This is a genomic window from Mycobacterium sp. NPDC050853, assembly GCF_040653875.1.
In the GTDB taxonomy this organism is placed as follows: Bacteria; Actinomycetota; Actinomycetes; order Mycobacteriales; family Mycobacteriaceae; genus Mycobacterium.
The window spans coordinates 632,660-646,790 of sequence record NZ_JBFAGW010000001.1 but is presented as its reverse complement, the minus strand read 5'-3'; the positions used below and the strand labels follow the sequence as shown (position 1 = coordinate 646,790).

General features: G+C 63.8%; 15 protein-coding genes. 10 read left to right on the top strand and 5 right to left on the bottom strand.

The genetic code is table 11. From position 1 onward, the window contains the following. Nucleotides 1-66 precede the first annotated feature (66 nt). Complete coding sequence (locus AB0H22_RS03065) at nt 67-855, top strand: hypothetical protein (RefSeq protein WP_180748702.1); 789 nt, start codon at nt 67-69, stop codon at nt 853-855. Nucleotides 856-942: 87 nt separating this feature from the next. Then, entirely contained in the window at nt 943-1,764 is an 822-nt protein-coding gene (locus AB0H22_RS03060; RefSeq protein ID WP_358144689.1) for a mycofactocin-coupled SDR family oxidoreductase, read from the top strand. Nucleotides 1,765-1,772: 8 nt separating this feature from the next. On the opposite strand, the gene AB0H22_RS03055 is transcribed toward AB0H22_RS03060, so the two are convergent. Genes AB0H22_RS03055 through ddaH form a run of 4 tightly spaced genes read right to left on the bottom strand, consistent with a single transcriptional unit; the run spans nt 1,773 to nt 6,253 of the window. Continuing rightward, the gene (locus tag AB0H22_RS03055; protein ID WP_358144686.1) at nt 1,773-2,654 is read right to left on the bottom strand and encodes a universal stress protein; all 882 of its coding nucleotides are present in this window, start codon (nt 2,652-2,654) and stop codon (nt 1,773-1,775) included. Further along, nucleotides 2,651-4,126: an amino acid permease gene (locus AB0H22_RS03050; RefSeq protein ID WP_180748699.1), complete on the bottom strand. Its 1,476-nt coding sequence runs from the start codon at nt 4,124-4,126 to the stop codon at nt 2,651-2,653. Before AB0H22_RS03050 ends, AB0H22_RS03055 begins: the two co-directional genes overlap by 4 nt. A 25-nt stretch (nt 4,127-4,151) precedes the next feature. Continuing rightward, nucleotides 4,152-5,372 (bottom strand): ornithine--oxo-acid transaminase, encoded by a 1,221-nt coding sequence (gene rocD, locus AB0H22_RS03045; RefSeq protein ID WP_180748698.1) that lies wholly within the window; start codon nt 5,370-5,372, stop codon nt 4,152-4,154. A 23-nt stretch (nt 5,373-5,395) separates the two neighbouring features. After that, the gene (gene ddaH, locus AB0H22_RS03040; RefSeq protein ID WP_180748697.1) at nt 5,396-6,253 is read right to left on the bottom strand and encodes a dimethylargininase; all 858 of its coding nucleotides are present in this window, start codon (nt 6,251-6,253) and stop codon (nt 5,396-5,398) included. A gap of 135 nt (nt 6,254-6,388) precedes the next feature. Here ddaH and AB0H22_RS03035 point away from each other — a divergent pair, with 135 nt between their 5' ends. After that, the gene (locus tag AB0H22_RS03035) at nt 6,389-6,841 is read left to right on the top strand and encodes an Lrp/AsnC family transcriptional regulator (RefSeq protein ID WP_180748696.1); all 453 of its coding nucleotides are present in this window, start codon (nt 6,389-6,391) and stop codon (nt 6,839-6,841) included. A 55-nt stretch (nt 6,842-6,896) separates the two neighbouring features. Further along, on the top strand, nt 6,897-8,099 hold the full coding sequence (locus tag AB0H22_RS03030; protein WP_180748695.1) for an FAD-dependent oxidoreductase: 1,203 nt from the start codon (nt 6,897-6,899) through the stop codon (nt 8,097-8,099). Between the two features lie 12 nt (nt 8,100-8,111). Here the strand turns inward: AB0H22_RS03030 and mftR are convergent, their stop codons facing one another. Further along, nucleotides 8,112-8,708: a mycofactocin system transcriptional regulator gene (gene mftR, locus AB0H22_RS03025; protein WP_180748694.1), complete on the bottom strand. Its 597-nt coding sequence runs from the start codon at nt 8,706-8,708 to the stop codon at nt 8,112-8,114. Nucleotides 8,709-8,844: 136 nt separating this feature from the next. Here mftR and mftA point away from each other — a divergent pair, with 136 nt between their 5' ends. The 6 genes from mftA to mftF all read left to right on the top strand — a co-directional run bounded on the left by mftA (nt 8,845) and on the right by mftF (nt 14,124). After that, nucleotides 8,845-8,982, top strand: a complete 138-nt coding sequence (gene mftA, locus AB0H22_RS03020; protein WP_078359775.1) for a mycofactocin precursor MftA — start codon at nt 8,845-8,847, stop codon at nt 8,980-8,982. A gap of 14 nt (nt 8,983-8,996) precedes the next feature. After that, the gene (gene mftB / locus AB0H22_RS03015) at nt 8,997-9,302 is read left to right on the top strand and encodes a mycofactocin biosynthesis chaperone MftB (protein ID WP_180748693.1); all 306 of its coding nucleotides are present in this window, start codon (nt 8,997-8,999) and stop codon (nt 9,300-9,302) included. After that, nucleotides 9,299-10,576: a mycofactocin radical SAM maturase gene (gene mftC, locus AB0H22_RS03010; RefSeq protein WP_180748692.1), complete on the top strand. Its 1,278-nt coding sequence runs from the start codon at nt 9,299-9,301 to the stop codon at nt 10,574-10,576. The genes mftB and mftC overlap by 4 nt, the downstream gene beginning before the upstream one ends. Beyond that, nucleotides 10,577-11,755, top strand: coding sequence for a pre-mycofactocin synthase MftD (mftD, locus tag AB0H22_RS03005; RefSeq protein WP_180748691.1), 1,179 nt, complete (start codon nt 10,577-10,579; stop codon nt 11,753-11,755). It abuts the gene before it with no gap. 168 nt (nt 11,756-11,923) lie between these two features. Beyond that, nucleotides 11,924-12,670 carry a mycofactocin biosynthesis peptidyl-dipeptidase MftE gene (gene mftE, locus AB0H22_RS03000; RefSeq protein ID WP_180748690.1) on the top strand — a complete coding sequence of 249 codons (747 nt, stop codon included), beginning with the start codon at nt 11,924-11,926 and terminating at the stop codon, nt 12,668-12,670. Further along, nucleotides 12,667-14,124 carry a mycofactocin biosynthesis glycosyltransferase MftF gene (gene mftF / locus AB0H22_RS02995; protein ID WP_358144680.1) on the top strand — a complete coding sequence of 486 codons (1,458 nt, stop codon included), beginning with the start codon at nt 12,667-12,669 and terminating at the stop codon, nt 14,122-14,124. Before mftE ends, mftF begins: the two co-directional genes overlap by 4 nt. Nucleotides 14,125-14,131 lie beyond the last annotated feature (7 nt).

The window sequence follows — 14,131 nt, the reverse complement described above, 5'->3', positions numbered from 1 at the left end:
TTGTCAATATTAGGGGTCGGGCGGATCCCGCACAAGACACCCTGATGGTCATGGATGATGTACGCCATGAACGTGGTCACACGGTTCCTGAAGATCCTTGCCTTCTCGTTGCTATGTGGGATCGTGGGGCCGATCTTCTGGGTGATGTACTACGTCATCGACGACCCCATGGTGAGCTGGATGCTTTATAGCGGTGTCGGTATCACCATCGCGATCGTGGTCATCGCGTTCGTTTTGACGGTGATATTCACCAGAACCGAGGAGACCCGCAAGCTGTTGGAGGCCAACGGCATTCTTGCGCTGGCCGATGTGGTGGCGGCCAATGAGACCGGGATGAGGGTCAATGATCAACCGGTCATCAAGCTCACGTTGCAGGTGCACGGTGACGGGATCAGCCCGTTCCGAGCCGAGACGCGGACCAGGGTGTCGGTACTGCAGGGTCCCGCGCTCGCCCGGGGGAAGCTCGTCGTGTTGGTTGAGCCGGGTACCGAGAACTTCCAGATCGATTGGCAGCGCAGCGCTTTGCTCAGCGGCCTGATGCCGGCCAAGTTCACCAGTTCGGCATATGGCCGTGAGTATGACCTCACCGGCCAGGCCGGCCCGTTGTTCGAGATCATGAAGATCCTCAAGGCCAATGGTATCGGTGTCGGCGGCGTCGTGGATGTTCGGTCGAATCCAGTTGTCCGTCAACAGATCGACGCGATTCTGCGCAAGACCGAGGGGGCCGGGCAGGCGGCAGAAGCCAAGAGTTCTGTCGCGGATCGGCTCGCCGAGCTGGACCGGTTGAAGGCGACATCGCTGGTGTCCGAACCCGAGTACAACGCCAAACGTGCGGAGATTCTCGGTGACCTTTAGGTTGATTACCCGCTGAACGGTCATTGAACTGGAACACGTTCTAGAACTGCTGCTAGCCTGGTTTTCGATTGCAAAGGAGCAACAGACATGGCAGAGCAGCCCCTGGCTGGAAAAGTGGCCTTCGTAACCGGTGCGGCCCGTGGGCAGGGACGTCAGCATGCCGTGCGACTGGCGCAGGCCGGTGCGGACATCGTGGCGATCGACGCCTGTGCTCCCGTGTCGGAGTACGCGGCGTACGAGGCCGCGACACCCGAAGACCTCAAGGAAACCGTCCGGCTCATCGAGGAGACTGGGCGCAAGATCATCGCCGAGCAGGCTGATATCCGCAATGGCGCCGCCCTGCAGAGCGTGGTCGAGGAGGCTGTCGCGCAGTTCGGGCGTATCGACATCCTTATCGCCAATGCCGGAGTGCTGAGCTGGTCGCGGTTGTGGGAGATGCCCGACCAGCAGTGGGAAGACGTCATCGACACCAACCTCACCGGCACCTGGAAGACCGTGAAAGCCGTTGTCCCGACGATGATCGAGGCCGGTAATGGGGGCTCGATCGTGATCGTGAGCTCGGTGTCGGGGCTCAAGGGCACCCCGGGTAACGGCGCCTATGTTGCCTCGAAATTCGGACTGACCGGTCTCACCAAGTCGTTGACGATCGAACTCGCCGAGTACGGCATCCGCGTCAACTCGATCCATCCGTACGGGGTGACCACGCCGATGATCACCGGCGACTCCATGATGAAGATCCTCGCCGAGCACCCCAACTACCTGCCGAGTATTGCCCCAATGCCGTTGTCGCCCAACAAGATGCTCGAACCCGACGAAATCTCCGATGTGGTGCTATGGCTGGCGAGCGATGCGTCGGGCACCCTGGCCGGTGCGCAGGTGCCGGTGGACAAGGGGCACCTGACGTACTGACGCGAGGGCTAGCCCGGCATCACCACGACGGGGACCGGGCTGTGCCTGACGATTTTGGTTGCGCGAGAACCCAGGAAGGCGCGGGCGACGGTGCTGTGTGGCCGGCTGCCGAGGACCAGCAACTCGCCGTCTAGCCAGTCGGCACTGTCCAATGCGTCATCCCAGCTGTCGCCCGTGACCACCCGCAACTCGACATCGGGTCCCACGATGTCCTTGCGACGCAGCTCCGCCAACGCTTCCTCGGACTGGGTGACCCAGCTTGCGAGGACGGCATCCTCGGCCTCGGGGCCGACCCCGGCGGTCAGCATGGTGCGGCCGCGCACCGCGAAGGTGGCGACCCGTAGCGGTGCATGCAGACGCTGTGTCAGCCGAACAGCCTGGTGCACAACGTCAACCGCCTCCGCCGTGCCGGGGTACCCGCAGGTCACCCGGCTGACGGTGCCCTCCTTCGAGCCCCGGTAGCCGCGTGGACTGATGGCTAGCGGGATGGGGGAGGAGTGCAACAGCCGGTCACCGGTGGAGCCCAGGACCACCTGCCCGAGGCTCCCCTCTGAGGCGGACCCGACGACGAGCACCTCGGCGTCGGACGCCTCCACGGCCTCGAGGAGCCCGCCCGACACCGAGCGGTGTGCCACGTTGTGGAACGTGACATCGATTCCGGCGTTGATCTTTTCAAGATATGCGGCGGCTTCGGACTTTGAGTCGTCCGACAGCTTCTGTGCCCATTGGGCGTACTCGGCGTCGATTTTAGCTTTCGACAATGTGGACCATGGCTTTGGCACGACGGTGGTGACGGTGAGCGAGGTCTCCAGGACACGGGCGGATTCGACGGCCAGGTGTAGCGCACCCTTGCCGCCCTTGCCGGAGAGGTATCCGACGACGACGGTCATACCGGTTCCTTCTCGGCAGAAACGCTTGGCACTGAGGGTGGTTCGTTGAGCGCGCTGTGGTGACGGCCCCACAGTAGATAGAACGCCAGCACCACAGTGACCCAGGATCCGAAGGCAATCCAGGTTACCCAGGGCAGGCTGAACAGAATGTAACCGCAGGCAATGACAGAGAGGACCGGTGTGACCGGGTAGCCCGGAACCCGAAAGGCGCGCGGTAGCTCGGGTTCTCGGACCCGCAGAATGATGACGCCGATCGATACGACGATGAACGCGGTGAGTGTGCCGATCGACACCATGTTTGCGAGGCTGTTCAGCGGTACGAAGGCGGCCATCAGGCCCACGACGACGGCGACGATGATCGTGTTGTTCACCGGCGTCAGCGTGCGGGGGTTGACCTGTGCGAAGACCGAGGGCAGCAGGCCGTCGCGGCCGATGGCGAACAGAATGCGGGTCTGTCCGTACATCGAGACCAGAGTGATCGAGAAGATCGAAATGACCGCGCCCGCCGCGAGGAATGTACTGGCAGAAGTACTTCCGGTGACTTTATCCAGAATCAGGGCCAGGCCGGCGGACTGCCCTTCGAACTCTCTCCACGGCTGCGCGCCCAATGCCGCAAGGGCAACCACCAGATAGAAAACGGTGACAATAAGGAGCGCGGCGATGAGCGCACGCGGCATGGTCCGTTGCGGGTCCTTCACTTCCTCGCCCGCGGTGGACACGGTGTCCAACCCGACATAGGTGAAGAAGATCGTGCCGGCCGCAGCGCCGATACCGCTGACGCCGAACGGTGCGAAGTCGGTGAAGTTGCCCGCTTGAAAGGCGGTGAACGCGATGATCGCGAACACCGTCAGGACGGCGAGTTTGAGTAGCACCATGACGGTGTTCACCAGTGCGGACTCACTTGTCCCGCGGATGAGCAGGATTGCGCACATGACGATCAGGACCACCGCAGGCAGGTTGAGCCAGGCATGCGGTAGCGCGGGGTCCACGTTGTCCCATGGTGCGGCGCTGATCGCGTGCGGCAGATGCGATCCGAAGACGTTGACCAGAAGCTTGTCGAGATACTGGCTCCAGCCCACCGCCACCGCGGCCGCTGACACGCCGTACTCCAGCAGCAGGCAGGCGGCCACGACCATCGCCGCCAGTTCGCCCAAGGTGGTGTACGCGTAGGAGAACGAGGAGCCCGATACCGGTACCGCGGAGGCCAATTCGGCATAACAGAGCGCGGCCAGTCCCGCGGCGAGACCCGCGACCATGAACGAGACCATCACCCCGGGGCCCGCCTTGGGCACGGATTCGGCCAAGATGAAGAAGATGCCGGTGCCCACCGTGGCGCCGACGCCGATCATGGTGAGCTGGAAAGTTCCCATCGACTGCCTCAGATGCCCGCCGGCGCCGTGGGCAGTGGGCGCCCCCGACGTAGGACGGCGGCGCAGCAGCTGCTGGGCAAGGCTGGGTGACGAGGGTGCCATAGTGCCTCCTGGGGCCGGGCGAAACCTACCGGGCGTTGGCCAGCGCTTCAGCGAACTGGTCTATCGCCCAATCGATTTCGTCCTCGGTGATGACGAGGGGTGGTGCAAACCGGAGAGTCGCGCCATGCGTGTCCTTCACTAAGACGCCACACTCTGCCATGCGCAGACTGATTTGTCTTCCGGTTGCCAGATTCGGATCGATGTCTACCCCGGCCCACAATCCCAGCGAACGCACCTCGGTGACACCGTGCCCGATCAGGGCATCGAGACGGGCACGTAGGTGCCTTCCCAGCGCGGCCGATCGCCGCTGGAATTCACCGCGCTCGACGATTGCCACGACGGTCGAACCGATGGCCGCTGCCAACGGATTTCCGCCAAAGGTGGAGCCGTGTTCACCGGGGTGCAACACCCCGAGCACGTCGGTATCGGCCACCACGGCCGAGACGGGTACCACACCGCCGCCGAGCGCCTTGCCTAGCAGGTACACGTCCGGGACCACGTTCCAGTGGTCGCAGGCAAATGTCCGGCCGGTGCGGGCGAGCCCGGACTGGATCTCGTCGGCGATGAACAGAACATTGCTCTCGGTGCACAGTGCGCGGACGGCCGGCAGGTAATCGCGGGGTGGAATGACGATGCCGGCCTCGCCTTGTATGGGCTCCAGGAGCACGGCGACGGTGTCGTCGTCGATAGCCCGGGCCAGCGCATCGATGTCTCCAAACGGGACGCCGCGGAACCCGGGCGTGAACGGACCGAACCCGCCACGTGCCGTCTCGTCCGAGGAGAAGCTCACAATGCTGATGGTGCGGCCATGGAAGTTGTTGTGTGCCACCACGATGTTGGCCTGGCCCGCGGGCACTCCCTTGACGTCGGTGCCCCATTTGCGGGCGACCTTGATCCCGCTCTCGACGGCCTCGGCGCCGGTGTTCATCGGCAGCACCATGCCCTTGCCGCAGAGCCGGGCGAGGTCGCGGCAGAACGTGCCGAGACGATCCGAATGGAATGCCCGGCTCACCAGGGTGACTCTGTCGAGCTGTGCGTGCGCGGTCGCGAGGATCTCGGGGTTCCCGTGTCCGAAGTTCACCGCCGAATAGGCGGCCAGACAATCCAGGTACCGCTTGCCTTCCACGTCTTCGATCCATGCGCCCGCGGCACGTTCGGCGACGACCGGTAGCGGCGCATAGTTGTGGGCGCCGTACTGGTCGGTCAGTCCGATGAGTTCGGAGCTTCTGTACGAATCAGATGACATGCTGGGAGCCTGTTCCGTGACGGTCACGAGTGCAGCTCCAGTGTGCAGCATTTCACCGATCCGCCGCCCTTGAGTAGTTCGGAAAGGTCGATCCCGACCGGTTCGAATCCGGCGGCGCGGAGCTGCTCGGCGAATCCGGTCGCCGCGGCGGGCAGCATGACGTGGCGACCGTCGGATACCGCATTCATACCGAGCACATAGGCATCGGCGGAACTGGCGATGATGGCGTTGGGGTACATGAACCGCAACCTGGCCTGGGAAGCCTCACTGAATGCCGATGGGTAGTACGCGATGGTCTGCGGATCCAGTACGGCCAGTGCGGTATCCAGGTGATAGAAGCGCGGATCGACGAGCTCCAGCGTCACGACGGGAATGTCGAGCATCCGTGCGACTTCGACGTGCGCCCTGACATCGGTGCGAAAACCCGTACCCGCCAACATGATGTCGCCTACCAGTAGGAAGTCGCCCTGGCCCTCGTTGGTGTAACGCGAGTACATGGGACGTAGTCCGTTCCTGCGCATCCACTCGGCGTGCGCGGTGGACTCTCCGGCGCGTTCGGCGTGCGTGAATCGGGCCACGACAGCGTTGCCCCGCAACACGATTCCGCCATTGGCTGCGTAAACCATGTCCGGCAGGCCGGCGACTGGGGACAGGATGTCTACGGTGTGACCAAGACTTTCATAGGTGGCGCGCAGCACATCCCATTGGGCGGTGGCGAGCACCGGGTCGACGGGATTGGACACGTCCATCCAGGGGTTGATTGCGTACTCGACGGTGTAGTACGTCGGCGGCACCATCACGTAGTGACGTGTCGTCGGTGTTCTGTCTGGTTGGTGTGTCGGCGATTCGGCCGGGTGTCCACCCTCGTGCACAACGGTCATGTGCTGAGCGTATGAGAGTCGATTCCTGCAATCAATCTCCATTCGTTGTTTTAAATAGCATGGTTTATTGCGTCTGGATGTTGGATTTGGCATTCTATTGCAGAAAAGAATTGAATCGCCGGAGAAGGGGCGTGAATGGCCGAGCTGGATGCCACCGATGAGCGCATCGTGACGTTGTTGATGCGTAATGCCCGAGCGACATTCGCCGAGATAGGCGCGGAGGTGAACCTTTCGGCCCCAGCGGTCAAGCGCCGTGTCGACCGGTTGGTCGCCACGGGGGTGATCAAGGGCTTCACCACCGTGGTGGATCGCGCTGCCGTCGGTTGGAACACCGAGGCGTACGTTCAGGTCTACTGTCAGGGCACCATTACCCCGGAAAGCTTGCGGCGCGCCTGGATTGACATACCCGAGGTGGTGAGCGCCGCGACGGTGACCGGAACCTCCGATGCGATGCTGCGGGTGTTGGCACGCGATATCCAGCACCTCGAGCGGGCGCTGGAACGCATCCGTTCCAGCGGGGATATCGATCGCACCGAGAGCATCGTGGTGCTCTCCAACTTGGTGGACCGCGCGCAGGTCCAGGGGTAGGAGGCTGGGGTAGGAGGTTGGACGACTCGTGTGTCCAGTCGTGTATGAAGAGACCGTGAATGAAGCGACCGGGAGCGACGCGGAGCGAGGCGTACTGATCATTGGCGGTGGGCTGGGTGCGGCGCGAACCGCCGAACAGCTGCGTCGCGCGGAGTACGCCGGGCCGATCACCATAGTGAGTAGCGAGTCCCACCTGCCCTATGACCGTCCGCCGCTGTCCAAGGACGTCTTGCGTGACGCGGACAAGACCATCGATGCGGTGGTTCTCAAGCCCCGAGAGTTCTACGACGAAAAGCAGATTGAGCTACGACTCGGCGGAAAGGTCGTCTCGCTGGATCCGGTCGCCCGGACGGTGACCCTCGATGACGGAAGCGCGTTGGAGTACGGAGAGGTGATCATCGCGACCGGCCTCGTTCCCCGTCGCATTCCCGCCTTCCCCGACCTGGACGGTATCCACGTACTGCGCACCGCCGACGACAGCTTCGCGCTGCGCGACGATGCCGCGAACGCACGGCAGGCGGTCGTTGTCGGAGCGGGATTCATCGGATGTGAGGTTGCATCTACATTGCGGGCCAACGGAGTTGACGTGGTTCTCGTCGAACCGCAACCTGCCCCGCTATTGGCTGCGATTGGTCAGCAGCTTGGCGACCTGGTCGCGAGGCTGCACCGCAATGAAGGTGTCGACGTTCGTGTGGGCGTCGGCGTGGATGCCGTGGCGGGGGAGGGGCACGTCCAGTCCGTCACGCTGTCGGACGGGACACTGCTGGATGCGGATCTCGTGGTGCTGGGTATCGGGAGCCGACCCGCGACCGATTGGCTGGAAGGGTCGGGCGTCGCGGTGGACAACGGTGTGGTGTGCGATGCCGTAGGTCGCACCAGTGCCTCGCATGTCTGGGCGCTGGGCGATGTCGCCGCATGGGCGGATGCCGATGGGCGTCCTAGCCGTGTGGAGCACTGGAGCAATGTCGCCGAACAGGTCCGGGCTCTCGTGCCGGCGCTACTCGGTCAAGATCCCGCCGCGAATGCGGCTGCCGTGCCGTACTTTTGGAGTGACCAGTACGACGTGAAGATTCAGTCGCTCGGCCATCTCGGGGACTCGGACATCGTGCACATCATCTCCGACGATGGCCGCAAGTTCCTGGCCTATCTGGAGCGCGACGGCGTTCTCACCGGGGTCGTGGGCTGTGGGATGGCCGGTCCGGTGATGAAGATGCGGGCCAAGATCGCGGCGGGAACACCGATCGCCGAGGTGCTCTAGTTCTTCGTCGGGTTAACCCAGGGCCCGCAGGCCCGCCTCCGCGGCATCGAAACCCTTGCCGAGTAGTGCGGTAAGCGCCGACGATTCGTCAGCGAGCCATTGTTCGTAGGCGGCGAGTGCCACACCCAGCAGTGTCCAGGCAACCGTCTGAGGCAAGAGTGTGTGGGGATCAATGCCGCCGCGCCGGGCCACGAACTGTGCGATGACATCGCGCCAGCCGGTATACATCAGCATCGAATATGCCTGCAATGCCGGGATTTCCAGAATCAGTCGCATTCGCATGCGGTGCCGCGGGGTTTCGTCGGCAGGAAAGTTGTTGAAGGTCAACAGCGCCCGGCGCAGGGCGGTGCTGGTGTCCAAGGTGTCCGGAGTCGCTTCCAGGAGCGCGCGCATCACCGCGAGGTGAGCGTCGAAGTCTCCCCACACAATCGCATTCTTGGAGCTGTAGTAACGAAATACCGTGCGCCGGGCGATGCCGGCCGCCGCGGCGATGTCGTCGACGCTCACCTCGTCGAAGCCGCGCTCTGCGAACAACGCCATGGCGACCGTGGTGATCTCCTCCCGGGTCGTGGAAGGGCGTCGGCCTACGCGCGGCGCCTGTGCGTTCATTTCGCCAATTCCGCCATATTCCTGACACCCTCTTCCCTTTCTGCACTCGATGCCATTATTATCGTGACTGCTTCGGTGCTCTTCGCGCAAGCGGCTCATCGGAAGCCCCAGTCGAAACTCACAAGGGAGTGAACAGATGGCCGAGCCCACCACTGTCGCCGGACAGACCACCGACCCCGATGCTCTTCGCGCAAGCGGCTCATCAACCACCGAGCTGGTGCAAGAATCGCTGGTCGAAGAGGTGTCGATCGACGGGATGTGCGGCGTCTACTGAGACGCCCCACCTCAATGAGCGCCATGATTGACGAGGCGCCCACCGGTTTCGACTGGACCCGACCCTGGCAGTTACACCCGCAGGTGTCGCTGCGTCCGGAACCGTTCGGCGCGCTGCTCTACCACTTCGGCACCCGCAAGCTGTCCTTCCTGAAGAATCGCACTCTGCTGCAGATCGTGCAGTCGCTCACCGACCACAGCAGCGCTGAGAACGCTTGGCGAGCAGCCGGTGTGGACGACGACCAGGCCGCCACGTATCGACGGGCCCTGACCGTGCTGGCGGATTCGACGATGATCGTGACCCGAGAGGACTCCCCATGACCGTTGCTCTTCGCGTAAGCGGCTCATCCGCGACCGCTCCGGCACTGCCCCGTCTGAATGTCGCTGACGTTGCGGCTCCGAAACTTGTGGACCAGTTCGAAAAGGGACTGGATGCGCCCATCTGTCTCACCTGGGAGCTGACCTACGCCTGCAACCTGTCCTGTGTGCACTGCCTGTCATCGTCGGGCAAGCGCGACCCGCGCGAGCTATCCACGCAGCAGTGCAAGGACATCATCGACGAGCTGGAACGCATGCAAGTGTTCTACGTGAACATCGGTGGAGGTGAGCCCACTGTGCGATCGGACTTTTGGGAGCTCGTCGATTACGCGACCGAGCACCACGTGGGGGTCAAGTTCTCGACCAACGGCGTGCGGATTACCGAGGAAGTCGCCGCGCGTCTTGCCGCGAGCGACTATGTGGACGTGCAGATCTCGCTGGATGGCGCGACCGCGGAGGTCAATGACGCGGTACGTGGTGTGGGATCGTTCGCCATGGCCGTTCGGGCGCTGGAGAACCTGGCTGCGGCCGGATTCAAGGACGCCAAGATTTCGGTGGTGGTCACGCGACATAACGTGGACCAACTCGACGAGTTCGCCGCGCTTGCCGCGAGATATGGTGCCACGCTCCGAATCACGCGCCTCCGCCCCTCCGGCCGTGGGGCCGATGTGTGGGACGAGCTACATCCGACCGCGGCGCAGCAGCGCCAGCTGTACGACTGGCTGGTGCTCAACGGGGATCGGGTACTCACGGGCGATTCTTTCTTCCACCTGTCGGCATACGGAGACGGCTCGGGTGGCCTGCCGGGCCTGAACATGTGCGGCGCTGGTCGGGTGGTGTGCCTGATCGATCCGGTGGGTGACGTGTACGCCTGCCCCTTCGCCATCCACGACCGCTTCCTTGCTGGAAATGTGTTGTCCGACAGTGGATTCGACGCGGTGTGGAAGCACTCGCGGCTGTTCAACGAGCTGCGCGAGCCGCAGTCGGCGGGCGCGTGCGGCAGCTGCGGGCATTACGACAGCTGCCGAGGCGGCTGCATGGCGGCCAAGTTCTTCACCGGACTCCCGATGGACGGGCCCGATCCGGAATGCGTTCAAGGCTATGGCGAGGCCGCGCTGGCCGCTGATCGCGTGGTGCCCAAACCCAGTGGCGACCATTCGCATTCGAAGAAGAAGGGTAGGCCGGCCGCCGGCCCTGTTGCACTGACTTTGACGCAGAGGCCACCCTCGCGCGCGTGCGATGAGAACCCCCTTTCCAACTTACGAGCAGGACGGTAGATGGCCCGCAACACCTGGTTCGAGACGGTCGCGATTGCCCAGCAACGGGCCAAGAAACGACTGCCGAAGTCCGTCTACAGCTCGCTGATCTCGGCCAGCGAGAAGGGGCTGACCGTCAGCGACAATGTGGAGGCGTTCGGTGAGCTCGGATTCGAGCCCCATGTCGTCGGCATCCAGCCGGACCGTGAACTTTCGACAACTGTTCTTGGTCAAGAGATCTCACTGCCTGTGATGATCTCGCCCACCGGGGTGCAGGCAGTCGACCCCGACGGTGAGGTCGCTGTGGCGCGTGCCGCCGCCGCGCGCGGAACCGCAATGGGACTGTCCTCGTTCGCGAGCAAGCCCATCGAGGACGTGGTGGCCGCCAACCCGAAGACGCATTTCCAGATCTATTGGCTCGGTGGTCGTGACGAGGTGGCTCAGCGCATTCAGCGCGCGAAAGACGCTGGTGCCGTTGGTCTTATAGCTACACTCGACTGGAGTTTCTCGCATGGAAGGGATTGGGGCAGCCCATCCATCCCTGAGAAGATGAACCTGCGGTCGATGATCCGACTGGCGCCGGAAGTTGTCACCAAGCCCGGCTGGCTGTGGTCGTTCGGGAAGAAGATGAACATCCCGGACCTGCGGGTGCCCAACCAGGCGGCCCGCGGGGAAGCCGGCCCGCCCTTCTTCGACGCCTATGGGCAGTGGATGGGAACTCCGGCGCCGACGTGGGACGACGTCCGATGGATGCGTGAGCAATGGGACGGTCCGTTCATGCTCAAGGGCGTCATGCGCGTCGACGATGCGAAACGTGCTGTGGATTGCGGTGTTTCGGCAATCTCGGTGTCCAACCACGGCGGCAACAACCTCGATGGCACCCCGGCGGCGATCCGCGCGCTGCCGGGCATCGCCGCGGCCGTCGGAAACGATCTCGAGGTGCTGCTGGATGGTGGCATTCGCCGGGGCAGCGACGTCGTCAAGGCATTGGCCCTCGGTGCCCGCGCGGTGATGATCGGACGGGCATACCTGTGGGGTCTGGCGGCGGGCGGTCAGGCCGGAGTCGAGAACGTTCTCGACATCATGCGTGGCGGGATCGACTCGGCGCTGATGGGCCTCGCTAAGAAGTCTGTACACGAACTGTCCCCAGAGGACCTCCTGATCCCCCAGGGATTTGCCCGGGGCCTCGGAAGGCACTAGTTAAGCGCACCGCGAACTGAACACACTGTTTCCTGCAGTGAGACAGTGGCGATGTGGCGCCAGGGACTGACGTGACAATCGGGGCGAAGTGGCCGCCAGCGCATAAGCCGACGGCCAGCAAGGATGTAAAGACCTCGCTCGGGTGCGCCAACTTTGGATGCATTTGAGGTGAATTCGGCCTACCATCGGCGGGTGGCTGTCCCGACTGTCTTGAGCACCGCCACCTCTCGGGAGCTCGCAGACGAGGCCATCACCCTGTTTACTCCGCTCGGCTCAACCGAACAGCATGGGCCGCACCTGCCGTTGGATACCGACACACAGATTGCTGGTGCCGTGGCAACCGGTGCGGCCCGGGAGCTGAGGGCCGATGCCGGAGACACCCGAACAGTTCTCGCTCCGGCCATAACGTACGGAGCCAGTGGGGAACACCAATCCTTCGCTGGAACAATCTCGATCGGTACCGCGGCGCTGACCCACGTTCTCGTCGAGTACGGGAGGTCGGCCACTCAGTGGTGTCGGCGCATCGTGTTCGTGAACGGTCATGGCGGCAATATTGAGGCGACGGTGTCGGCGGTGCGGTTGCTGCGTTCAGAAGGTCGCGATATCGCATGGTGGGCGTGTGCCGTCGAGGGCGGCGACGCTCACGCCGGACACGTGGAAACGTCTCTGCTGCTGCATATTTCACCAGAATCGGTGCGACGCGAGAAAGTGTGTGCCGGAAATTCCGCACCGCTACGTGAGTTGATGACACCGATGCGGGCAGGCGGAGTGGCGGCGGTGAGTGCGATCGGCGTACTCGGCGATCCGACGACCGCCAACAGTCAGGACGGCGCGCGGATGCTCACCACGATGACCCGAGGATGCGCCGACGCGGTGCGTCGCTGGGCGCCCGATGCCGACGGGCGGCTGGTATGACCACAAGCGACGGAGACACGCGGGGCGTGCAGGGTGTGTTCGTGCCGGACGGCAGACTGCCAGACGGATTCGCGGTTCAGGTGGACCGGCGGGTTCGCGTTCTCGATGAGGGCTCGGCGCTGCTAGGTGGCTCCCCGACTCGGCTGCTGCGGTTGGCCCCTGCCGCGCGAACTCTGCTTTCCGGTGGACGGCTTGAGGTGCGAGATGCGACCAGCGCCCAGCTCGCACGGACACTGCTGGACGCGACAGTCGCCCATCCCCGCCCCACGGGTGGGCCCGGTTACCGTGATGTGACCGTCGTTATTCCATGCCTTAACAATGGATTTGGGTTGCGCAGGCTGCTGCGCGCATTGCGCGGAATGTCCGTCATCGTCATCGACGACGGCTCCACTATCCCGATCATGGAGAGTGATCTCGAGGGGATGCACTGTGACGTGCGCGTGGTGCGCCATGCCGACAGCCAGGGACCGGCGGCCGCGCGCAACACCGGGCTGAAGCTGGTGACCACGGACTTCGTCGCGTTTCTCGATTCCGATGTGGTGCCCAGGCGCGGCTGGCTGGAGGGACTGCTGGGTCATTTCAGCGATCCGGCGGTGGCCCTGGTTGCCCCACGCATCGTGGGATTGGTGCTGAGCGACAACGCTATTGCTCGATATGAAGCAGTCAGATCCTCGCTGGATCTTGGACTGCGTGAGGCCCCGGTCGTGCCATACGGTCCGGTGTCCTACGTGCCCAGTGCGGCCATCGTGGTCCGTCGGTCGGCGATCGATGGGATCGGTGGATTCGACGAGTCGCTGCGATGTGGCGAGGATGTGGACCTCTGCTGGCGGCTGATCGAGGCAGGTTCTCGGCTTAGGTACGAACCGGTATCCCATGTGGCGCATGACCACAGGCTTACCCTTCGGGAATGGTTCGCGCGCAAAGCATTCTACGGAAGAAGTGCCGCACCGCTGTCGACGCGTCACCCTGACAAGGTGGCGCCGATGGTCATCTCACGGTGGACACTGCTGGTGTGGATTCTTGCGGCGGTGGGTTCTGGAATGGGATATCTGGCCGCGGCGGGAATGGCGGTACTGGCGGCCGGACGCGTGGCGCGCACGCTCAGAGGAGTGGACACCCCGCCACGTGATGTCGCTCGGGTCGCTGCCCAGGGGGTGGGTGGCGCCGCGTTGCAGATCGCGTCCGCGCTGTGCCGTCATTACTGGCCGTTGGCGTTGGTAGCGGCAGCGCTGTCACGGCGCAGCCGGCAGGTGCTCGTCGTGGCAGCCATTGTCGACGGCGTAGTCGATTGGATGAAGCGCAACGACAACTCGGCCTCACCCGATGACCGGATCGGTCTGATCGAGTACGTACTGCTGAAGCGCCTCGACGACATCGCCTACGGGATTGGTTTGTGGACCGGGATCGTGCAGGAGCGCAATCTCGGCGCGCTCCGACCGGAACTACGGCCCTGAGCAGGCC

What these genes read in the sequence shown, in the direction of transcription:
- AB0H22_RS03065 (WP_180748702.1), top strand. Translation starts at nt 67, where the DNA reads ATGAACGTGGTCACACGGTTCCTGAAGATCCTTGCCTTCTCGTTGCTA.
- AB0H22_RS03060 (WP_358144689.1), top strand. Translation starts at nt 943, where the DNA reads ATGGCAGAGCAGCCCCTGGCTGGAAAAGTGGCCTTCGTAACCGGTGCG.
- AB0H22_RS03055 (WP_358144686.1), bottom strand. Translation starts at nt 2,654, where the DNA reads ATGACCGTCGTCGTCGGATACCTCTCCGGCAAGGGCGGCAAGGGTGCG.
- AB0H22_RS03050 (WP_180748699.1), bottom strand. Translation starts at nt 4,126, where the DNA reads ATGGCACCCTCGTCACCCAGCCTTGCCCAGCAGCTGCTGCGCCGCCGT.
- rocD (WP_180748698.1), bottom strand. Translation starts at nt 5,372, where the DNA reads ATGTCATCTGATTCGTACAGAAGCTCCGAACTCATCGGACTGACCGAC.
- ddaH (WP_180748697.1), bottom strand. Translation starts at nt 6,253, where the DNA reads ATGACCGTTGTGCACGAGGGTGGACACCCGGCCGAATCGCCGACACAC.
- AB0H22_RS03035 (WP_180748696.1), top strand. Translation starts at nt 6,389, where the DNA reads ATGGCCGAGCTGGATGCCACCGATGAGCGCATCGTGACGTTGTTGATG.
- mftR (WP_180748694.1), bottom strand. Translation starts at nt 8,708, where the DNA reads ATGAACGCACAGGCGCCGCGCGTAGGCCGACGCCCTTCCACGACCCGG.
- mftA (WP_078359775.1), top strand. Translation starts at nt 8,845, where the DNA reads ATGGCCGAGCCCACCACTGTCGCCGGACAGACCACCGACCCCGATGCT.
- mftB (WP_180748693.1), top strand. Translation starts at nt 8,997, where the DNA reads ATGAGCGCCATGATTGACGAGGCGCCCACCGGTTTCGACTGGACCCGA.
- mftC (WP_180748692.1), top strand. Translation starts at nt 9,299, where the DNA reads ATGACCGTTGCTCTTCGCGTAAGCGGCTCATCCGCGACCGCTCCGGCA.
- mftD (WP_180748691.1), top strand. Translation starts at nt 10,577, where the DNA reads ATGGCCCGCAACACCTGGTTCGAGACGGTCGCGATTGCCCAGCAACGG.
- mftF (WP_358144680.1), top strand. Translation starts at nt 12,667, where the DNA reads ATGACCACAAGCGACGGAGACACGCGGGGCGTGCAGGGTGTGTTCGTG.